This window comes from Desulfosporosinus metallidurans, assembly GCF_001936615.1.
GTDB lineage: Bacteria > Bacillota > Desulfitobacteriia > Desulfitobacteriales > Desulfitobacteriaceae > Desulfosporosinus > Desulfosporosinus metallidurans.
Genome location: NZ_MLBF01000033.1, coordinates 1 through 20,786, shown reverse-complemented (window position 1 = coordinate 20,786; position 20,786 = coordinate 1). Strand labels below are relative to the sequence as shown.

Sequence of the window (20,786 nt, the reverse complement as noted above, 5' to 3'; positions counted from 1 at the left end):
CGTACACCTCGATTCTTTACCCCATAGTTCCCTGCTGCATCGTGAACATTTTGTGATATAACCCTTCTTTGACCAGAAGTTCAGTATGAGTACCTCGTTCGACAATCTTTCCGTTGTGGAGGACTAAGATAAGGTTAGCATCCTTTATTGTTGAAAGTCGATGAGCAATGGCAATTGTCGTTCGTCCCTTGCGCATTTTCCCTAAGGCCGTTTGAATCGCTTCTTCTGTTTCCGTATCAACGTTGGCAGTTGTTTCATCCAAAACAAGGATTTTCGGTTTTCCCGCCATAGTTCGGGCGAAACAAATGAGTTGACGCTGACCACTCGATAAAGTAGCACCGCGCTCTCCGATCGGTTCCTCGAATCCTTGCGGAGCATTTCAATAAATTCACCTGCCTGTACTAACGATGCCGCTTCTAACACGTCTTCTTCGCTCACGGTTGACCTAGAGAGTGCAATATTTTTGGTGATATCTCCTACGAATAAAAACGGATCTTGAGCCACAAGTCCCACCTTGGAGCGCAACTCTGCCGCGGAAAATTCAGACAAAGATACTCCGTCAATAAGGATTTCTCCCCTAGTAAGTGGATAGAAGCGTATGAGGAGATTGGCGATGTCCAACAAAAGCCACGGTTTGTCCAGGGTAGACGGTGAAACTAATGTTCCTCAAAATTTCCCCTATCTTGGAGTAAGGCATACAAAAGTATATCATAGGACTTCATCTGATATCTAGCTAAAAGCATATTCTTTGCTGATTAACTTGCTTAAGTAATCAATCATTTCCACTTCTCTCTTTCTGTTGATTTCTACCGAAAATACAGAAAGCCCTACGTTCTGTTGAACGCAAGGCTCACCTGATTAGCTCCTTAATAACCAATTGCTTAATGGGTTATTCTATTATTCTATCTCCCAGTTTGGTTTAGGTCCTCTTAAATAGGACATTAAGGCTCCCAGCAGGCTAAAGGCAAAAGAGATGGAAAAGGCTGTTCTGAGACCTGAAACAAACTCATTAATCGCTATACCGTTTGAACCAACCTGAGTACCAATAAATAATGCCTGCATTGCAGCGGGAGATATACTCGAGGAAATAATTGCCATAGAAAGTGCTATGCTGAGTACCATTCCGGCATTACTCATCATCGTGTTCACCCCCGCGGCGATACCCCGTTTGTCAGGCGGCACCGAACCCATGATGGAACTAGTATTGGGCGAGAAGAACATTCCCGAACCAAAACCCATGATGAGCATCCATAGGATTAATTCAGGAGTGGATGTCTTAGCGTTGATCATCATTAATCCCCCTAGCCCCACAGCCGATACCAACAGACCAGACGAACTTAAAACTCTGGCACCATAACGGTCGGATAGCCCTCCGCTGAACGGAGAAACGATCATCATGGATAAGGCAAAGGGAGATAATAAAATTCCAGCAACTACAGGATCCATACCTTTTACCCCTTGAAAAAAGAAGATGAGTAGAAAGGTAACTGCGCCTCTAGCTAAACCATTGAGAAAGTTACTGAGGTAGGCTAAGGCAATAACCCGTGTTTTAAATAACCTTAAATCCAGCATGGGCTGGTCGGTCTTATTTTCAATTCGCACAAACAAAACCAAAAGTATTATGGCAACCGCAAATAAGAGAATGACATAAGAATTCGTCCAGCCCATAAAGGCACCCAAAGATAAGGCCATTAAAAGTAATAGGATTCCGGCGGAGAAGCTTAAGGTACCTTTCCAATCAAAGGTTTGTTTTCGAAGGATTTTATGAGTCTCTCGAAGTTTAAAGTATGACCATAATGAGCCAATGATTCCAATAGGGACGTTAATATAGAAAATGCTTCTCCAGCCAAAGGTCATCAGAAATCCCCCCAGGATAGGGCCAATCACAGACGCTATGCTGATAACCATAATATTAAGTCCCAAAGCCTTACCAAGTTCTTCCTTGGGGAAAGCGTCAGCGACTATGGCAGTACTGTTGGCCACCATTAGAGCACCTCCGATGGCCTGTACTAGTCTAAAAATTAAAAGCTGCGTACCAGACTGAGCCAAGCCACTTAAAAGGGAAGCAATCGTAAATAAGGCAAATCCACTGACATAAAGCTTCTTTCTGCCATACATATCTGCCATTCTTCCAACTGAAGGCACTAGGATAGTCATTACCAACATATATCCCATGATCGTCCAGGTTATTACGGTCATGCTTGCATGTAAATCCTTCATAATTACCGGGAGCGCAATGATCAGTGTGCTGCCACTGAGTACGGAAAAAAGAGCACCAAGGGTTGTACAAGAAAGGGCTATCCATTTGTAATCAATCTTTTCCATTAATATGAGTACCTCCATGATTAGTTGAGTGTATTCCTCGAGCCATAGTAGATTTCCATACACTCATAGTTTAAATTCCTACGTGAATCGTAGGAATTTACCTTACCACTTCTACGAGTATATAGCAAACAATTTATGCCAAGCGTGAAATGTCCAGATCATGACTGTGCCTAGCTTCCAGAGATCAAACTAAGAAATCTTGACGAAATCTTAAGAAAATCTAAAGGTTAGTCCACCGAACTCATCCCCACAAATAGTATAGAGAGGAAAGTGCCCCCAGTTGCTTGAGGGCACAAGTAGTTGATCGTAAAGATGTGATATGGCAGACACTTAATAAGCTCCAGAAGGCTAAGGCCTTTCTGGAGCTTATTTGACTTAAAAAAACCTACTTCTCACCGCCACAGGGTTGGGATGGAGACTTACTACTTTTCATTTTGCAATCTTCGCATATCTGTAAACCATGATCTTCATACAAATCCTCGTTAGAAAAAACTACAACCCCACATTTTTCGCATTTTGCCATTTACAATCCCCTCTTTCCTCAAACTTTATAATTTCAAGAAAATTCCGAAGATTATGTTACTGTATATATACTATCATACTCAAAGAAGAGTTCATAGTAGTTTGTCTAGTTTCTCAAGAAAATTGTCGGGGTATTTAGAATCAACAAATCAATACTAGATAAAGTTATAATATTAAAGGTTGTGTTTCGCCGTCTAATGCTTTCTTGATTCTATCCTGAGTAATTTGCTGATGGGAAACATGCCACATAACCTGACTATTCTCTATAAGAAGTATTTGAGGAGATTGATGCAGTACTCCCAAAGTCTCAGTCACTAGGTTAGAAACTGGACGGGATTCGATCACTTTGATCATGACAACCAACACCTCATCCGAACTTTCTCGGATAAAATTCTGCACTTCCCCCCAAGCACGTCCACTGATCGGACAAGTTGTACTATGTTTAAAAAGTATAATCTTACGTTGGCAAGACTCGTTTAATATCTCGCTTAATTCTTGAGTGTTGGTGATCTCCCTAAATTCTGCCATTGTTTTCACTCCTTTTTCATACTGTATTATTATAACAAAAACACTCTGGATTACAAAGTTGACGTTTTAGTGGCCTTTCACTTGTTGCCAGCGTCAGGCTCCAAGCAGCAAAATGCCAGAAGGCTAACAAAAATAATGCTGCCATTAAATAACCCAAAAACTGTCCATGAAATCCTTTAGCTCGTGCAGTCATCGAGCCATCCCCCCATCTAGTAGAGAACGGACATAGCTTGTTTTTCGGAAAAATTCTGATGTTTGACGATAACCACTTTGTCCAACGAAGAAAAACTGCCTCTTCAATGCCACAGAGGACTTGTTTATTATGTGACAGTGATGCCAAGACTTGGTACAATGTAGTATAAAAGTCGAACGTCGCGCATCTACGAAGAGAATTATCGTGAGTTAAGGAGAGGATCACATGTATGTCGGGGCACGAATTATAAAAACGGGAATTGCCGTCACCTTGGCAATGTTTCTATGTAAAATCCTTCATATTGAACCCGCCGTTTTTGCAGCCATTTCTGTCGTGGTTAACATGCAACCTTCCGTTCGCAAAGCGCTACATAATGCATGGGAGCAAGTGTGGATTCATTTACTAAGTGTCATTTTGGCCGTCCTTTTAGGGCTTACACTTGGAACAAGTCCTCTGGTCACAGGTCTAGCCGTCATTCTCATCATTCTTCTGTGTAATCAGCTTGGTTGGTCTGGGGGAATAACCATCGGCGTTGTGTCGATCGTCTTTGTGCTCGATTCACCAGCTAATGAATTTTTGCCCCATGCTGCAACACGTTCTTTAGCAGTTTTGCTAGGTCTCGGAGTAGCTCTAGTTGTTAACCATATCTTACTGCCACCAGAACACAAGAAAAAACTTTTTTATGAATTAGATCGCCTTTTTCGCGACGCATCCACCTATTTCTTAGACCGATTGATCACGTTTATTTCTTCTGCCTCTCTCGCATCATATATTGCGGAATCCCCTTCAGAGTTATTAGAGCGTCTAGAGGAAGTTATGAATCTTTATGAACATAGCCGAGAAGAATTAACAGAGAATGACAACCCTTTACTCGTTGAGCGAGTTCTCGAAATTTGTAGAGGTTTTATTGAACGTGGACAAACTATTGGTGAGATGACTGCTCAGCGCGTTAAACGACGTAATTCACCCGATTCTCCACTACCTGTTGATGGCCTAAGTTCAGAATATCAAATGATTCTTGATGTACTCCTAGATGGAGAAAGAAAGTTGGGACTCTGGGCACGCAAAGTCAGCATAGGGTTAAACCAACCCCATGCTGTAGAAAAGGCTAAAGAGGATGTCGAATACTGGGCAGAATTTGATCGGGTTATGGATTCATGGCAACGCACCGTAAGTGGGGTCTTTTATCTGAGGGCCATGATGGAAATTGCTGTGGTCGCTACCGAAATGCGCTGGGCTGGTAGGCGGATGAAAAAGCTTTATGATCTGGGGGCGTTTACTGGTAAAAATGCAACTACGCTTTGATCTAATCGACAAAGTTAATAATTTCGTGTTTATCAACCCGCGCTACAGCCTTGATAATCTCCAATACCAACTTCGCTGACCGATACAGATCTTCTTCTTCGATACTTTCATCGGTCGTATGGTACTTTTGCATTCCAGTTCCTAGAACGACGCAAGGTACGCCGTAGCGGTTAAAATTATTGGCATCGCTTCCCCCACCGGTTACCCCAAATTCGACGGTTAAGCCGGCAGATTTGACTGCTTGAACCGTTAGCGCGGCAATTTTTGATTCCGCAGCGATGATAAGCGGGTCGTATAATCTAAGAACTTCAATCTCTGAGATGGCGCCGACCTCTTCAGCACAGTGCTTAAACGCATTACACATCTGTGCGGTCAGACGTTCCAGTTTTCCCAAATTGCGGCTTCTAGTTTCACAAGTAACTTCTACTCTATCTGCTACAATATTGGTGGCCCGTCCACCCTGGATCGTTCCGACGTTTGAAGTCGTTTCCTCATCTATCCGGCCCGTTTGAAGACGAGAAATCGCCTTAGCAGCCACAACTATGGCGCTAATTCCATTTTCCGGTTCAACGCCGGCATGGGCCGCCTTGCCGTTAATCGTGATATTGATTCGATCTTGACCAGGGGCTTCAAGAATAATTTCACCCGGTTTGCCACCAGAGTCCAAAACAAATCCTAAGTCAGCCTTCAGTTGCTTTTTTTCAATGTTTTTGGAACCGTTTAAACCCCCTTCTTCGGCTACACTAAAGATAACTTGTATATCTCCATGAGGAATGGCCTGCTCTTGGATCGTTCTTAACGCTTCAAGGATTGGTACTATACCAGATTTATCATCGGCTCCCAAAATCGTTGGACCAGCGGACGTGATTAGTCCATCGTTTAACACGGGCTCAATATTTAAGCAAGGTTGTACTGTATCCATATGGGCTGAGAATAAAACGATCGGCGCCATAGGAAGTGTGCCTTTTAAATAAGCAAGGACATTGCCGCAATTGCCGCCGATCACTTGACCAACATTATCTTCGGTTACAGTCATGCCTAGGTTCTGGAGGCGGTTTTTGAGCATATTTGCAATGAACCGCTCATTTTTTGTTGGCGAATCGGTTCTCACTAGTTCGAAAAACTCAGTTAATATTCTTTCACGATTAATCATGTTGTAACTCCTTCATTTTACCTCTCATTCGAGCTATTAGATCAGATCTTACTTGAATCCCTATAATAATAGATTCATCAAAAGCTTACTAATTCCTGCTTATGTCAAACTATCTTACCCAAATTTAATTCGACTGATTGCTCATCAATAACGATACTGGCTCTTGAAGTAAAAGGATTAAGCATACGCTTAATCCCTTCGGCTGCATTATTTCCCGATTTTTATGGCCTTTTCTCCAAATTTCGTCGTTACCACTTTATCATAAGGGGCAATTTTATTGAGTTCCCCAGCATCCTTTATAATCTTTTGCAAGAGATAGAAATCTTTTTCCTGAAGTACAGGATCCGTTTTCCAGGTGTTCTGTTCTTTATAACGTTTGACAGCACTTATCAGTATCTGATCGTTTTCCTCCGGAAATTGAGGTTTAATAGCCTTGGCAATCTCTTCCGAGGTATGACTTGCTACCCAACGCTGACCCTTGTAGATTGCATTTGTAAACTTCTGAATGAGCTCTGGGTTTTTTTCAATCGTACTCTTCTTGGTAAAATATGCAGTATAGGGTACTTCACCGCTTTCCTTGCCCAGAGAAGCTACGATATAAGCTTTGCCCTCCTTCTCCATGCTCGATGCCGTGGGTTCAAAGATAATAACATAATCACCCTTGCCCCCAATAAACGCACCGGGCATCGCTGCAAATTGTAGCGTGGTATCAACGGTAACATCTTTTCCCGTAGTAAGACTATTTTTACTCAATACATACTGAAGGACAATGGCTGGCATGCCACCTTTGCGTCCACCAATAACACTTTTTCCTTTCAGATCACTCCACTTAAAGTTGGGATCAGGCTTCCTACCCATTAGGAACGTTCCATCTCCGTTGGTAAGTTGGGCGAATACGACGCTATGATCTTCTTTACCCTCGTTATAAACATAAACACTCGCTTCAGGTCCAGCAAAGCCAATGTCAACTTGCCCTGATAGCACTGCAGTCATAACCTTGTCAGCCCCTTGACCATTTGAGAGCTCGATCTCTAGTCCTTCTTCTTTGAAGAATCCTTGAGTTAATGCTACATACTGTGGAGCATAAAAAATGGAATGTGTGACCTCAGAAAGTTTAATTTTAGTGATCTCAGTTTGATTACTACAGCCTGATAGCACTAGGGAAATCCCTAAAAGCAACACGATAAATACCATTAGAAACCCTTTTTTCATTATGACGTTCCCCCTCTTGATTTATGTTGGTTGTTTAAAAAATTATGATATAACGTTATGCTTTGTTTTTTACCATAAACTTCTCTAGGAAAACCACCCCCTGATACATCACGGTCGCTGCCACACCTAGGATAATAACACTGGTCATGACTAGGTCCAATTTAAAAACTTGCCCCCCGTAAACAATGAGATAACCTAATCCTGCTTTAGATACTAAAAACTCTCCTACGATTACCCCTACCCAAGACAACCCAACATTAATCTTAAGGGCATTAATTATGGTCGGAGCCGATGCAGGAAGTAACACTTTCATAAGAACTTGGTATTTTGTGCCACCAAAGGTCTGGACAAGCTTCGTCTTTTCCTGGTCAATGGCTAGGAATCCATTTAACACTTCTAAAACAGTGACAATGAGAGAAATGGCCAATGTCATGATGATAATTGCCGCTGGGCCCGCTCCAATCCAAACGATAAACACAGGTCCGAGAGCAATTTTCGGCAAACTGTTAAGAATCACGAGGTAAGGTTCTAAGACCTTACTCAAAAATTCTGACCACCATAGGATGATGGCGATCAGTGTTCCCACAAGGGTTCCTAGGACAAAACCAACGACCGCTTCGAGGCAGGTTATTCCAATGTGTTGAAAAAGCACCCCCTCCTCATATAACCTAATGATCGTTGCTATGATCCTTGAGGGTTGGCTGGTGATGAACGGATCAACGATTTTATAATTGGCGCAGATTTCCCAAAGTCCTAAAGCAAGGACTAAAATCAGAAATTGTATGAACCGAATCCATAGTTTTTCCCTCTTGATCTGCCGTAAGTATCCTATATGTTCTTGAGAAAAGTCTGACGCCTTAGCCATGTAAGGAATGCTTCTTTCTTCTGGATTAGACATGGACATCCAGCCCCTTCCATATCTCTTGAAAATAATAGCGGAATTCAGGTGCTTCCCGAGCGGATAAAGGGGTTCTGTTTGCACAACTCAAATTGATATTATAAATGTCCTTTAATCTCCCAGGCCGTTTAGATAAGAGTACGACCCGATCTGCCATACTGATACTTTCGGAAATGTCATGAGTTACAAGAAGCGCCGTTTTGTTTTCTTTTTTAATAATGGTATAGATATCCTCATTGACAACGAGTCTGGTTTGATAATCCAAGGCTGAAAAGGCTTCGTCTAGGAGAAGGATTTGAGGATCAGTCACAAGAGTTCGTATGAGAGCCACTCTTTGCCGCATTCCACCCGAAAGCTGGTTAGGGTACTTATTTCTGAATTCGTAAAGCCCATACGTTTTAAGAAGGTTTAAGGCATGCTCCTTTGCTCTAGGTGTCATAGCCTTTCTTATTTCCAGGCCCAGGATGACATTTTGATAGATGGTTCTCCAGTCAAAAAGATGATCCTTTTGCAACATGTAACCGATTTTCGGGGAAGTCCCCGTGACCTTTTCTCCGCCAAGTAAGACGGTTCCAGTGGTTGAGGAAAGCAACCCCGAAATGATGGATAACAGGGTGGATTTGCCGCACCCGCTCGGGCCGACAATACTCACAAACTCCCCATCGTGCACTGAAAAATTGATATTCTCTAGAGCCGTGATTTCTCCATTAAGGGATTGATATTTCATGCCTACGTTATGTACCTCGACTAGATCGTTCAATGGCACCCCCTCCTTAACTCCTTTGCTTTTTAATAGTGTATTGATGGAGGCCATAATAGGTGAGCAATTCAAATTATTAGTATAGGAAAAAGAACAGCCGTGCACTTGGAAAAGTGTAACGACTGTTCTTGAGAAGAGCTATGTTTTGTTAGGCATTTAAATTGCTGAAGTGCTGCTATTCCAATCGTTTGACCGCTGCTTTAATACGCTGTAATCCTTCTTCCACTACCGAACGGGAGCACCCCAAATTGAGCCGTGCAAAGCCTTCCCCACCAGGTCCAAATTGATAGCCAGCATTTAAACCCACACCCGCTTGATGGACCAAAAATTCCTGTAGGACTTTCGGTTCCATTCCTAATGACCGAAAATCGAGCCAAACCAAATAGGTTCCTTCAGGTTGAATCGCTTGAACTTGCCCCAGTTCTTGGTCAAGAAACGAAGTCAGGAAATCCACGTTTCCCTTAATGTAATTCATCAACTGATCCAACCAGTCCCAACCATGCCGATAAGCTGCTTCAAGTGCCGTTATACCAAATACATTGGGGTTATGAATTCCTGTCAGGTTAAGCGACGCTTGAAATGTTTTTCGAAACGAGGGATTGGGAATGATCAAATTCGAGGTTTGTAAACCGGCTAAATTAAATGTCTTACTAGGTGCGGTGCAAACAATCGATTGATTTGCCAACTCTGGGGATAGAGAAGCAAAGGGAATATGATGGTAATCCTTATAAATAAGATCCCCGTGAATTTCATCAGAGATGACTATGACATCATGGGCCAGGCAGAGCTGCCCTAAGCGTTCAAGCTCATCTCGCTTCCAAACCCGCCCTACCGGGTTGTGCGGGTTGCAAAGAATCATCATCTTGACGCCGCTAGAAAATTTCTCCTCCAAGTCCGCAAAGTCCATAATGTACCGGCCATTTTCTAATCTAAGCTGACTGTTAACAACCTCACGCCCGTGATTCCGTATCGCATGAAAAAAGGGTGGATAAACCGGAGATTGAATGAGAATTTTTTCGCCCGGTTGAGTTAAACTACGCACCAATTCATTTAGGGCGGGCACAACTCCAGGACTGAACGTAATCCAGTCATGTTTGATTTTCCAACCATGGCGCTTATCAATCCATTCTTCAAGTGCCTTGTAGTATCCATCCATACCTTCCGAATAACCGTATATCCCGTGCTGCGCTCGCTTCACCAAGGCTTCGACAACCGCTTCTGGAGCTTTGAAGTCCATATCGGCTACCCAAAGGGGTAAAACGTCCTCGCGGCCAAACGTTCGTTGGTTAAAATCCCACTTTATAGAATTCGTATGGTGCCGATCCGTTATTTGGTCAAAGTCGTAGTTCATAAAATCAAACCTCTCCTTATAGTATTTAACGACAAACAAAGCAAAGCTTAACGTTTCTAATGATATAACGAAGATGATGATGCGTCTATGAGGTGTTATGAATGTTTAACAAATAGATTAATATATATAGTTCATAACTAACCATAATGCATGTTTGAAATAGGGGGAAAACATGTCTTGGAACAAACGAGAAAAGAATTGGTCTAACATGGTAGTCACCACTTCAACAGCGATTTTTGCCATCGTTTCGATCATCACTGTGTTTATTTCTGTGACTTCCTGGCAAGCCCAGCGAGAAGCAGCACGCCCTTATTTTACCTTTAAAGATTCTCCTGCAGTTCATCTTAAAGGGGACATAAGTTTTGAATTTAAATTTAATAATGTTGGAACTCATCCTGCAAGTAGTCTTTCAAGTAAAACCTTGGTTTTTGACCAAAATTTATTACAGAAACCCATTTTTGTAGACGACTACACCGTAATTAATGATATTCCTAGAGATACCACCACAAGTTTGCTCCTCAACATTGACGACAAAGACATTTGCCAACGATCCGATCTCAATTCACAGTTTGTAATCATAAATCTTAGTTATACTGATCCCATTATTCGAAAATCATACACTCAAACTATTTACCTTAAATGGGCCGGAATCATTGCTAATAATCCTCAACCGTTTGTTCACGTGGAAGCCAGTGAAAAATCAGGTATTTTAAACTACTTAAAATCCAATCACTTTCTTGAGTAAAACAAGAGCATTTCACACATAAGTGAAAGGCTCTCAAAGACGAAAAACTAGCTCCGCCAACCTAGGGCCCTAAAGAGAGCGGTTGCAGCTTCGAGCTAGAGCAATATACCACTTTTCCAATTGTTCATGCTTAAAATATCACCGTTTAGCGCACTGACCTCCGCTGAAAACTCCCCGGGTCGTCCCACAGGCCCGTTCCAACGTAGAGACCATACCTGGCGATCATCGTTCGTATTATACGTAGAGTTAAAATCAGTGTACTCATTGGGGATATCGAACTTGTTTTTTACAATAAGAATCGCCTTTTCTAACGTGATTTCAGATGGGGCCAGAGGCTATATCTGCACAGCTGGTGATGAACTGCTCTCTCCTGCAAGTGCTAGCCCAGAAGTCATCTGTATCAACAAAAGAGCAACTCCAATCACAGCTAGGATACTTCGCCGATTCGTTCGCATACGTCATCCACCTTTCTCTTCTCCTTTTTCTCTTTGACAGATAAATACTTTTTACTCTCTCTAAAACATTATGCTTGTCCCTTTCTTCTTAGACTTGAATGCCATTCTCACCATCCTTTTCTTTAATATCCTTTGGTCTCAAAAGTCTTGCCCTCGTAATACTCTTCTCACCGTACTTCTCTTTAACAAAATCAAGAACCTTATTAAGAGTTTCATGATCCAGTTGGGGCTCTTCGAACAGAGATAATTGACCTTCAATCTGATCTGTCAGATTATGTAGAGTTACACCAATTAACCTTAGTGGTTGTTTAAGCGATACCTCTCTTAACAAGGTACATGCCTCTTGGTAAATCACGTTGTCAAGATCAGTGGGTCGTGGTAGTGTCCGAGAACGAGACACTGTCCGAAAATCGTCATAACGGACTTTTAAGGTGATCGTCTTGCCTTTGAATCCCTCTTTACGCAAGCTTCGACCCACATCAATAGCCTGCGTTAGCAAAGCTGTCTTCAGCACCTCCAGATCAGCAACATCTGTGGCAAACGTGGTTTCACGACCGATAGATTTAACCACCCTATCACTTTCCACGGGCCGATCATCAATACCTTTCGCCAACTGAAAAAGCTGAGTTCCCGAAACCCCAAAGAGCCGTGTTAGGTATCCCTGCTCCAAGTTTCGCAAGTCCCTAATCGTTTTGATATTAAGAGCGTGCAACTGTTCCGCGGTTTTTTTGCCGACTCCCCAAATCCTCTCTACAGACAGTGGGTCAAGAAACTCCTGAACCCTATCCGGCTGAACAACGACAAAACCGTTCGGTTTTCGCAAGTCTGAGGCAAGCTTAGCCAAAAATTTGTTACAGGCCAAGCCAACTGAAGCCGTTAAGTTCAGTTCTTGCTGGATGCGTTTTTTAATCGTTAAGGCAATGGTATCCGCAGGACCAAATAAGCTCGTAGAACCAGTAACGTCTAAAAAGGCCTCATCTAAGGATAGTGGCTCAACCATGGGCGTATAAGCTGAAAATATCTCCCGGATTTGCAACGATACCTCCCGATACTTTTGGCCGTTTACTGGTAAAAAAACCGCCTGGGGACAGCGCCGGAGGGCCTCCGCCAAAGGCATAGCCGAGTGAATCCCAAATTTGCGTGCTTCATATGAAGCTGCGGAAACTACACCCCGGCTATTGGGTCTACCCCCGACCACGACCGGTTTACCCAGTAAGAAAGGATCGTCCCGCTGCTCTACAGAGGCGTAGAAGGCATCCATATCGACATGTAATATTTTACGTAAGTTTGTCCAAATATTCATTTTCCTCTAGCTCCCGAATCGTCAGATAACGGCTCGACTCCTTTTAGATTCTAATCATTCATTAACTTTAACAAGCCCTCATCCAGATCATACTTGGCGCCTATAACTCTAACTTGTTTCGTTTCCACACCCTCTTTAATAATTGGGCTCTTGGCGATATCCATAAGGGCGTTCTGAATATTCAGATCGGCACTCTTTTCAATTAAGTCTTTGCCAGTTGCTTTGGTAACCCTAGCCTCATTGACTGCAGGTTTAATTTTCTCGATAATAGCAGCAATACTACCATGAGTTTCTCCTCCCTGCACAGCAGCCGTGACAGCACCGCATTCCTCATGGCCTAGCACTACGACTAAAGGAACCTTAAGATGTTCAACGGCATACTCTATGCTTCCCATTTCGACAGGAGTAACGACATTCCCTGCAACACGGACGACAAATAAGTCACCAAGGGCTTGGTCAAACAGAAGTTCGGGAGGAACCCTCGAATCTGAGCAGCTTACAATGACGGCAAACGGGTGTTGTCCGTTCTTCATTAAATCGCTTCGTCTTGTGGAACTGAGGTCCTTATGAGTATTTTAGTCTTACCCCCTCAAACTACTGCTTTCTGATAAGTGAACAGAAGAAAAAGCTGGTTTTTCCTTGAAGATAGGAAAAACCAGCTTCTATGACGGTATCGAAATTCTTAAGGCTCTATAATTTTCGGTTATGAATCTTCCGTCTCTTTCATTGGGCAAGAATTGCTTAAGTCAACATCGGCGGTAATTTGTTCCCATTTAGCATCTTTAATATTGATGCTCTCGAGTAGAAGTACAAGGTCCGATCTGCCGAAGTAGGCCGGAACTCCCTGGGTATCAATCGTCATGAGAACAACCGGCATTCCTTTAAAGACAGGTAACATAGATTTGATAATCATAGTTGCATTAAACGAATCTTGGAATACAGACCTCTGAACAGAAACAACGGCAAACGTTTTGTCTTGTTCTGTTATTACGGCACCTTCAAATTGAGTGTTCAAGAAATTCATCTCCTATATGCTGTAATTAATAATCCAGTTTCATAATTCGACAGACAGTTCAAAAAACCTGCAAAGGAAATGTAACCTATGGCAAGGGTTGTTCATGAACTTAATCTCTGAAGTAATTTACCCCTCCTGCAAAAATAGGTTGATACTTGTCTCCTGGAACATTTTTAGCTATTTCCAGACCTGTTCTTTCAGAATGAGCCATTTTTCCTAGAATACGTCCATCTGGGCTGGTGATTCCTTCAATTGCTTCATAAGAGCCATTGGGTGTATAGATTATGTCATTGCTTGGGTTACCCTCGAGATCGACATATTGAGTGGCAACCTGCCCATTAGCAATCAACGTCTGTATTACATCTTGACTGGCAACAAACCGTCCTTCTCCGTGCGAGATGGGCACGGTGTGTATGTCTCCCAATTTCACCCCGCTGAACCAAGGGGATAAAACGGAAACAACTTTAGTTTGGACCATGCTGGAAACGTGACGTCCGATTTTATTGTACGTGAGTGTCGGAGAATCCTCGGTTAAATCCAAGATTTCTCCATACGGAACGAGTCCGAGTTTAATCAAGGCTTGGAAACCGTTACAAATCCCTAGCATCAAACCGTCTCGATGGTTGATCAGTTTCAGCACCGCTTCGTTGATTCGGGGATTTCTGAACATCGTGGCAATGAATTTGCCCGATCCATCTGGTTCATCCCCGGCACTAAAGCCACCCGGCAGCATGACAATTTGGGCTTGCCCAATTTTTTTTGTCATCTCTTGGATGGATTGTTCCACATCGGCAGACGTTAGGTTCCTAATCACCATGGTTTCCACTAGGCCTCCAGCTTTCTCAAAGGATTTAGCTGAGTCATATTCGCAGTTCGTACCCGGAAATACGGGAATGAAAATTCTCGGTTTGGCCACTTTTGAAGACGGTTTTTGAGTATTCCGCAAGTTGAAACTCATCCTTTGCGGCTCAGAGACCTTTTTCGTTTGAGTAGGAAAGATTTTTTCTAGCGGCTTTTCCCAGGCCTGTAAAGCGACATCCAGCTCAACATCCACTCCATTAACCGTAATTACCTGTTTTTCTCGGGTATAGCCGAGAAGTTGGTATGCTACCTCGCCGAAAGCCTCTGCTAGATCCACCGTCTCCACAATTTCCAGGACGATCGTACCATAATTAGCCGAAAATAAATCTAAATTATCGATTTGAGCGTCAAAAACCATCCCGATCCGATTGCCAAACGACATTTTGCTAAGTGCAGCAGCTAGTCCTCCCATCCTTACGGTATGCGTTGCCAAGACGAATCCGGAATTGATCAACTCTGTAATCTTCATATAATTTTTGCGCAACTGATCAAAATCAGGGATCTCATGGGCATCCCGAATGGCTGTTACCAAGACAACTTGGCTGCCAACCCTTTTGAACTCCTGAGACACAACTTTATCCGCCTCACTCACATTGACCGCAAAAGCAACCAATGTCGGTGGAACATGCATATCCATAAAGGTTCCAGACATACTGTCTTTCCCACCGATGGCAGGGATCTCCAGTTTCTTCTGGGCGTAAAATGCTCCGAGTAAAGCGCTGAAGGGTTTTCCCCATTTTTCCGGATCGGTTCCCAGTCGTTCAAAATATTCCTGCAGTGTAAGGCGCACTTTACGATAATCTCCACCTAGCGCTACGATTTTGGTTACTGCATCCACGACAGCATATAGAGCACCGTGGAACGGACTCCATTTTGACAATTGCGGATTATAACCATAGGTCATCATGGTCGCAGTATTAGTTTCCCCTGACAGCACAGGAATTTTAGCCACCATGCCTTCCGCAGGGGTCGCTTGATATTTACCACCTAACGGCATGAGGACAGAAGACATCCCGATGGTACTGTCAAACCTCTCCACCAGTCCTTTTTGGCTACAGACGTTTAAGTCCGTTAGGTTGGCTAGCCAAGCCTCTTTTAACGAGGAAGCCTCGTTTTTCATAGTTTCAGAGGTAATTTTTTGCTCGACTGTTTCTGACAGCCGACTAAAGTAGTTACGACTTGCCTCGGGAAGAGTTACCTGAATTCTCGTCGTTTGCTTGACCCCATTGGTATTGAGAAATTCTCGGCTGAGATCCACAATTGCCTGCCCCCGCCAAAACATTGTGAGCCTGGGAACAGAACTAACCCGAGCCACTAACGTTGCTTCCAGGTTTTCCTCATGAGCATAGTTGGCAAATGTCTCAAAATCATCTGAACGAATAACGACGGCCATACGTTCCTGCGATTCGGAAATTGCGAGTTCTGTCCCATCAAGACCTTCGTATTTTTTCGGAACAGCATCAAGGTTAATTTCCAAGCCATCTGTTAATTCCCCGATGGCCACGGCAACGCCACCCGCTCCGAAATCATTACATCGTTTAATGAGGGTACTTATATTTGAATTACGGAAGAGCCTTTGAATCTTTCGTTCTGTGGGAGGATTTCCTTTTTGCACTTCAGCCCCGCAGGTCAGTAAGGACTCCGCGGTGTGTTCCTTTGAAGAACCTGTCGCACCACCACACCCGTCTCGGCCCGTTCTCCCGCCGACCAGTACGACAACGTCCCCGGGTTCAGGGACTTCACGTACTACATTTTTGCGGGGAGCAGCGGCAATCACAGCCCCAATTTCCATACGTTTGGCCACAAAGCCGTCATCATAGACTTCCGCAACTTGCCCAGTGGCGAGTCCAATTTGATTTCCGTAGGAACTGTAACCAGAGGCCGCACCCCTGGTGATCTTTCTTTGAGGTAATTTTCCGGGTAGGGTATCCTCTAGTTTCGTTCTCGGATCCCCACTCCCTGTCACACGCATGGCTTGGTAAACGTAGGTACGACCAGATAAGGGATCTCGAATTGCACCCCCTAGACAAGTAGCCGCCCCACCGAACGGTTCGATTTCCGTGGGATGGTTATGGGTCTCATTTTTAAACATCACCAGCCACTCTTCATTTTGGCCGTCGATGTCGACATTCACAACAATACTACAAGCGTTGATCTCATCGGATTGATCGAGGTCTGGTAATTGCCCTCTCTTTTTCAGTTCTTTCATACCCAAAATGCCTATATCCATAAGACAGACATCTCGGTTAGAGACATTTTCAGCATAGACAAACTCCCGAGAAGTGAGGTATTCCTGGAAGGCCGTGGTCAGAGGGTAAGCAAATTCCCCTTCAGGAATAGCAACTTCTTCAATCCGGGTATTAAACGTTGTGTGGCGGCAATGATCTGACCAGTAAGTGTCGATCACTCGGATCTCGGTAATCGTCGGGTTTCTTTTCTCTGTGTCTCGAAAATAACCCTGACAAAAAGCCAAATCCTCATAACTCATCGCTAAGCCAGTTACTTGAAAAAACGTTTTCAGCTCAGCCGGCGTCTTCTCAATAAATCGATCAATTACTTCTACATCCGGAGGAATCACAGATTCAAATTCCAGACTTTCGGGTTTATCTAAAGAAGCTTCCCGTGATTCAACAGGGTTAATACAGTAATCCTTGATTTTCTGAAAATCCTCTAGTGCTATTTGACCCTTCAAAACAATCACTTTAGCAGAGACAATATTGGGCCGCTCTTTCTGAGTCAAGATCTGGACACATTGGGCAGCAGAATCCGCCCGTTGATCATACTGACCAGGTAGGTATTGCATAGCAAAAACCAGGTCCTCAGTGGGAATTTCTAAATCCTCGTCAAAGACCAAATCCAGCGGGGGCTCAGCAAAAATTATTGGACGGGACTGCGTATATTCCTCATCCGTAATTCCAGAAATATCATAACGATTAATGACCCTTAAATTCTCCAACCCAAGGATGCCCAGATTTTCTAATAAATCATTATAGAGACCCTGTGCTTCAATATCATAGCCTGGCTTTTTTTCCACGTAAATTCGTTTAACTGCTTGTGTTCCCATACCATCCTCCATCGAATATGATTTTTAATCCTAACTTGTAACATTAAACTATTGATGTTTAAAATATGTATAAGGCCATAGCACTTTGTCTATGGCCTTGTCTCCCAAGAATAGTTGGCACAAAAATCCTTAGTTTGCATAATACCACGATTCACATCGAAATAAAAGTAGACAACAATGGAATCCTTGCAATATATCACTCCACTACACGTACACCGTTCACGGAAACATGTCCTCGTGTTGCACTACTTAGGCTTCTCTAACCGTTCTATAAATCCGTTCTTCTCCCTCGAACCCAACAACAGTAGATCTAACTCCCTGAAAAATTTTCTGGATTAAAGATTGGATCAATTTATATACCTCTTCATCCCGTAGTAACCAACGGAGGAGCTTAACACCTGATTTGGGCAACGTGTCTTTAAACTCTACATAAGCCGGGACCTTATGGGATGTCATATTATTTTTGCCCCAACTGATAATCTCATCTGGAAGCTTTTACAACCTCGCCTTTTTTCGTGTCTTGGACTGGTAAAACCGCACTTTCTACAATATCGGGATGTTGGTTCAGCATAGCCTCCACTTCTTCACAAACCGTTTTTTTCAGTAACAAAAACCCCTTGAAATCACGTTGTACGTTTACCATACTTCGTGTTTACCAAGGGGGTTCCACTTAGAAACATCAGTTGTTAGTCGTAAATGGCGGCTAAATACTTTCTGTTTTCACTCCAGCCGGAAAATCTTCCACTGTTGTTCCGTTAAATATAAGCTCCGCTCTTTCGGCATCAAACTCTTTCTCCCACTTTGATACTACAATTGTGGCAACACCGTTACCTATTAAGTTTGTAAGTGCCCGAGCCTCTGACATAAAGCGGTCAACTCCAAGTAAAAGTGTCAACCCTGCCACTGGGATTGTACTAATAGAGGCTAATGTGGCAGCTAACGTGATAAAACCACCACCAGTGACTGCTGCTGCTCCTTTGGAAGTAAGCATCAACACTGCCACTATCGTCAATTGTTGTACGATGCTCAGATGTACATTACAAGCCTGGGCAATAAAGATTGCAGCCATAGTAAGATAAATTGAAGTACCATCTAAATTAAAGGAATATCCCGTCGGTATAACCAAACCAACGACCGATTTAGAACAACCCAATTTCTCCATTTTATCTATCATACGCGGCAAAACCGACTCTGAAGAGGAAGTTCCTAAGACGATAAACATTTCCTCCTTGATATATTTGATGAATTTCCAAATACCAAATCCGTTAAATCTGGCGATCAGTCCAAGAACTATGAAAATAAAGAGAAGACTTGTGGTATAAACTCCAGCCATCAGCTTACCCAACGATACTAGAGTATGAATACCATATTTCCCAATGGTGAAGGACATCGCTCCAAAGGCACCAATTGGGGCAACTTTCATAATCATACCCACAATGCCAAATAAAGCTTTTGATAGTTGATCAAAGAAGGTAACCAATGGTTTCCCTTTTTCACCCAATACTGACAATGAAAAACCGAAGAGGATTGAAAACAACAATACCTGCAGAATATCTCCCTTGGCAAATGCGTCAACGACTGTATTAGGAATAATGTTCAGTAAAAAGTCAACAGCATTCAAGGATTTTGCCGCAGTAGTATAACTGGCAATTGATTTAACATCCAAAGTCGCCGGATTGGCGTTGATCCCAACGCCTGGTTGATAAATATTAACTACAATAAGGCCAAGTACTAAGGCAATCGATGAAACTATTTCAAAATAAACGATTGCTTTTAGTCCAACTCGACCTACCTTTTTCATATCACCCATACTAGCAATACCCACAACAACTGTCGTAAAAATAATCGGTGCAATTAGCATTTTGATGAGCTGGATAAAGCCATCACCTAGAGGTTTCATCTTTGTTCCAAGACCAGGATAAAAATAGCCTAGAAAAATACCGATTACAATCGCAAATAGGACCCTAAAGTACAAAACGTTGTAAAATCTCTGTTTCTGTTGCTTTTCCACTCTACATCCCCCTCTTAAATTTAAGTTTTAACTTTCTAAATTCCTTCTGGGTAGAGGACCCCATTAAACTTTACCTACTCTCCTTTTCTTGAATTTCGGATAACTCTATTAACCAAATCCTGGCCTATTTCTTTAGAAAGGCGCTCATAGACTGGATTTAAGGACTTTTGCAACTGCAACTTTTCTCCTTGGCTCAAACGGGTAATTTTTAACTTACCCTCCTGCTCTAATTCCACAAGTTGTTTTTGATCCATTTCTCCTGCTCTTTCCCGTTCCCAGATGGTCACCTCGCGTAGGGTATCTTCGAGAATCTTTCTAACTTGTGGAGGCAAGCCTTGCCAGAAATCAAGGTTAGTGAGTACGACATACCCTAAATAACCGTGATTACTGAGGGTTAGGTACTTTTGGGTTTGATTAAACTTTTGAGTATTAATGTTTGAGATTGTATTTTCTTCAGCATCGACCGTTCCATTGACCAAAGCTTGGTAAACATCATTAAAGGGCATGGGTAGTGCTTGTGCTCCAAGGGCCTCAAATTGATCCTTTAGAACATTGGAGGTCATGATCCGAAAACGCAAGCCTTGAAAATCTTCCGGTGTGCGCAAGGGACGTTCGTTATTAGTAAACTGCTTAAAACCGCTATCCCACATAGCTAAGCCCAAAAACTTCTGTTTCTGTAAATCGGCAAATAATTCTTGCCCAAGTGAGCCATCCATCAAAGAATGCGCTGTTTTCATATCGGGAAAAGCAAAGGGTAAATCAAACAATTGCCACTCCGGAAACATGGTTGATAATTTGGATGTAGCTGGAGCTAACATCTGTACCGCTCCGTTTTTTAGTGCTTCGAATTCTTCTCCATCTTTATATAACTTAGAGTCCGGAAACACTTGTACTTCGACATACCCCCCTGTTCTCTCCCGGACTAAATCGGCAAAACGTTTTGCCGCAAGCCCTTTCGAGGTATTCTCAGAAACTACTATGGGAAAATTTGATTAGACAATTTTTTACGTTTTTTTGCGACTTTGCTTGTTCATCAATGACTCTAGGACTACACCCCCCTAATAATCAAAAATATCAAACAATAG

The 20,786-nt window shown here is 42.9% G+C and carries 17 protein-coding genes and 1 pseudogene; 2 read left to right on the top strand and 16 right to left on the bottom strand.

Features of this window, described 5'->3' with window-relative positions; translation table 11 throughout:
• Positions 1–16: 16 nt before the first annotated feature.
• From DSOL_RS17055 to DSOL_RS28070, 4 genes and pseudogenes are all read right to left on the bottom strand, one after another.
• Positions 17–691: pseudogene (locus tag DSOL_RS17055) on the bottom strand (ABC transporter ATP-binding protein); the annotation flags it as partial.
• Between the two features lie 206 nt (positions 692–897).
• Positions 898–2,325 (bottom strand): MFS transporter, encoded by a 1,428-nt coding sequence (locus DSOL_RS17050; RefSeq protein ID WP_075366025.1) that lies wholly within the window; start codon positions 2,323–2,325, stop codon positions 898–900.
• Between the two features lie 687 nt (positions 2,326–3,012).
• Positions 3,013–3,375, bottom strand: a complete 363-nt coding sequence (gene ytxJ, locus DSOL_RS17045) for a bacillithiol system redox-active protein YtxJ (protein ID WP_075366024.1) — start codon at positions 3,373–3,375, stop codon at positions 3,013–3,015.
• A gap of 16 nt (positions 3,376–3,391) precedes the next feature.
• The gene (locus DSOL_RS28070) at positions 3,392–3,568 is read right to left on the bottom strand and encodes a hypothetical protein (protein WP_170871544.1); all 177 of its coding nucleotides are present in this window, start codon (positions 3,566–3,568) and stop codon (positions 3,392–3,394) included.
• A gap of 225 nt (positions 3,569–3,793) precedes the next feature.
• On the opposite strand from DSOL_RS28070, the gene DSOL_RS17040 reads away from it, so the two are divergent.
• The gene (locus tag DSOL_RS17040; protein WP_075366023.1) at positions 3,794–4,873 is read left to right on the top strand and encodes an FUSC family protein; all 1,080 of its coding nucleotides are present in this window, start codon (positions 3,794–3,796) and stop codon (positions 4,871–4,873) included.
• A gap of 1 nt (position 4,874) precedes the next feature.
• Here the strand turns inward: DSOL_RS17040 and DSOL_RS17035 are convergent, their stop codons facing one another.
• From DSOL_RS17035 to DSOL_RS17015, 5 genes are all read right to left on the bottom strand, one after another.
• Positions 4,875–6,026: a M20/M25/M40 family metallo-hydrolase gene (locus DSOL_RS17035; RefSeq protein WP_075366022.1), complete on the bottom strand. Its 1,152-nt coding sequence runs from the start codon at positions 6,024–6,026 to the stop codon at positions 4,875–4,877.
• Between the two features lie 207 nt (positions 6,027–6,233).
• Complete coding sequence (locus DSOL_RS17030) at positions 6,234–7,238, bottom strand: ABC transporter substrate-binding protein (RefSeq protein ID WP_075366021.1); 1,005 nt, start codon at positions 7,236–7,238, stop codon at positions 6,234–6,236.
• A 55-nt stretch (positions 7,239–7,293) separates the two neighbouring features.
• Positions 7,294–8,136: an ABC transporter permease gene (locus DSOL_RS17025; protein ID WP_083642686.1), complete on the bottom strand. Its 843-nt coding sequence runs from the start codon at positions 8,134–8,136 to the stop codon at positions 7,294–7,296.
• Positions 8,129–8,896 (bottom strand): ABC transporter ATP-binding protein, encoded by a 768-nt coding sequence (locus DSOL_RS17020; RefSeq protein WP_139314506.1) that lies wholly within the window; start codon positions 8,894–8,896, stop codon positions 8,129–8,131. Before DSOL_RS17020 ends, DSOL_RS17025 begins: the two co-directional genes overlap by 8 nt.
• A 175-nt stretch (positions 8,897–9,071) precedes the next feature.
• Positions 9,072–10,247 (bottom strand): MalY/PatB family protein, encoded by a 1,176-nt coding sequence (locus DSOL_RS17015; protein ID WP_075366020.1) that lies wholly within the window; start codon positions 10,245–10,247, stop codon positions 9,072–9,074.
• Positions 10,248–10,419: 172 nt separating this feature from the next.
• On the opposite strand from DSOL_RS17015, the gene DSOL_RS17010 reads away from it, so the two are divergent.
• Positions 10,420–10,992, top strand: coding sequence for a hypothetical protein (locus DSOL_RS17010; protein ID WP_075366019.1), 573 nt, complete (start codon positions 10,420–10,422; stop codon positions 10,990–10,992).
• Between the two features lie 543 nt (positions 10,993–11,535).
• On the opposite strand, the gene dinB is transcribed toward DSOL_RS17010, so the two are convergent.
• The 7 genes from dinB to DSOL_RS16970 all read right to left on the bottom strand — a co-directional run bounded on the left by dinB (position 11,536) and on the right by DSOL_RS16970 (position 20,681).
• A complete protein-coding gene (gene dinB, locus DSOL_RS17005) occupies positions 11,536–12,750 on the bottom strand; it encodes a DNA polymerase IV (protein WP_075366018.1) in 1,215 nt (404 codons plus the stop codon).
• A 50-nt stretch (positions 12,751–12,800) separates the two neighbouring features.
• Positions 12,801–13,283, bottom strand: a complete 483-nt coding sequence (locus DSOL_RS17000) for a carbonic anhydrase (protein ID WP_083642682.1) — start codon at positions 13,281–13,283, stop codon at positions 12,801–12,803.
• Positions 13,284–13,453: 170 nt separating this feature from the next.
• The gene (locus DSOL_RS16995; RefSeq protein WP_075366017.1) at positions 13,454–13,765 is read right to left on the bottom strand and encodes a hypothetical protein; all 312 of its coding nucleotides are present in this window, start codon (positions 13,763–13,765) and stop codon (positions 13,454–13,456) included.
• Between the two features lie 109 nt (positions 13,766–13,874).
• The gene (locus tag DSOL_RS16990) at positions 13,875–17,690 is read right to left on the bottom strand and encodes a phosphoribosylformylglycinamidine synthase (protein WP_075366016.1); all 3,816 of its coding nucleotides are present in this window, start codon (positions 17,688–17,690) and stop codon (positions 13,875–13,877) included.
• 481 nt (positions 17,691–18,171) lie between these two features.
• Positions 18,172–18,261 carry a hypothetical protein gene (locus DSOL_RS28955; RefSeq protein WP_075366050.1) on the bottom strand — a complete coding sequence of 30 codons (90 nt, stop codon included), beginning with the start codon at positions 18,259–18,261 and terminating at the stop codon, positions 18,172–18,174.
• Positions 18,262–18,393: 132 nt separating this feature from the next.
• Positions 18,394–19,701, bottom strand: a complete 1,308-nt coding sequence (locus tag DSOL_RS16975; RefSeq protein WP_075366014.1) for a dicarboxylate/amino acid:cation symporter — start codon at positions 19,699–19,701, stop codon at positions 18,394–18,396.
• Between the two features lie 74 nt (positions 19,702–19,775).
• On the bottom strand, positions 19,776–20,681 hold the full coding sequence (locus DSOL_RS16970; protein WP_235838864.1) for a DctP family TRAP transporter solute-binding subunit: 906 nt from the start codon (positions 20,679–20,681) through the stop codon (positions 19,776–19,778).
• Between the last annotated feature and the right edge of the window lie 105 nt (positions 20,682–20,786).

What these genes read in the sequence shown, in the direction of transcription:
- DSOL_RS28070 (WP_170871544.1), bottom strand. Translation starts at nt 3,568, where the DNA reads ATGACTGCACGAGCTAAAGGATTTCATGGACAGTTTTTGGGTTATTTA.
- DSOL_RS28955 (WP_075366050.1), bottom strand. Translation starts at nt 18,261, where the DNA reads ATGCTGAACCAACATCCCGATATTGTAGAAAGTGCGGTTTTACCAGTC.
- DSOL_RS17050 (WP_075366025.1), bottom strand. Translation starts at nt 2,325, where the DNA reads ATGGAAAAGATTGATTACAAATGGATAGCCCTTTCTTGTACAACCCTT.
- DSOL_RS17040 (WP_075366023.1), top strand. Translation starts at nt 3,794, where the DNA reads ATGTATGTCGGGGCACGAATTATAAAAACGGGAATTGCCGTCACCTTG.
- dinB (WP_075366018.1), bottom strand. Translation starts at nt 12,750, where the DNA reads ATGAATATTTGGACAAACTTACGTAAAATATTACATGTCGATATGGAT.
- DSOL_RS16990 (WP_075366016.1), bottom strand. Translation starts at nt 17,690, where the DNA reads ATGGGAACACAAGCAGTTAAACGAATTTACGTGGAAAAAAAGCCAGGC.
- DSOL_RS17035 (WP_075366022.1), bottom strand. Translation starts at nt 6,026, where the DNA reads ATGATTAATCGTGAAAGAATATTAACTGAGTTTTTCGAACTAGTGAGA.
- DSOL_RS17015 (WP_075366020.1), bottom strand. Translation starts at nt 10,247, where the DNA reads ATGAACTACGACTTTGACCAAATAACGGATCGGCACCATACGAATTCT.
- DSOL_RS17030 (WP_075366021.1), bottom strand. Translation starts at nt 7,238, where the DNA reads ATGAAAAAAGGGTTTCTAATGGTATTTATCGTGTTGCTTTTAGGGATT.
- DSOL_RS17025 (WP_083642686.1), bottom strand. Translation starts at nt 8,136, where the DNA reads ATGTCTAATCCAGAAGAAAGAAGCATTCCTTACATGGCTAAGGCGTCA.
- ytxJ (WP_075366024.1), bottom strand. Translation starts at nt 3,375, where the DNA reads ATGGCAGAATTTAGGGAGATCACCAACACTCAAGAATTAAGCGAGATA.
- DSOL_RS17000 (WP_083642682.1), bottom strand. Translation starts at nt 13,283, where the DNA reads ATGAAGAACGGACAACACCCGTTTGCCGTCATTGTAAGCTGCTCAGAT.
- DSOL_RS17010 (WP_075366019.1), top strand. Translation starts at nt 10,420, where the DNA reads ATGTCTTGGAACAAACGAGAAAAGAATTGGTCTAACATGGTAGTCACC.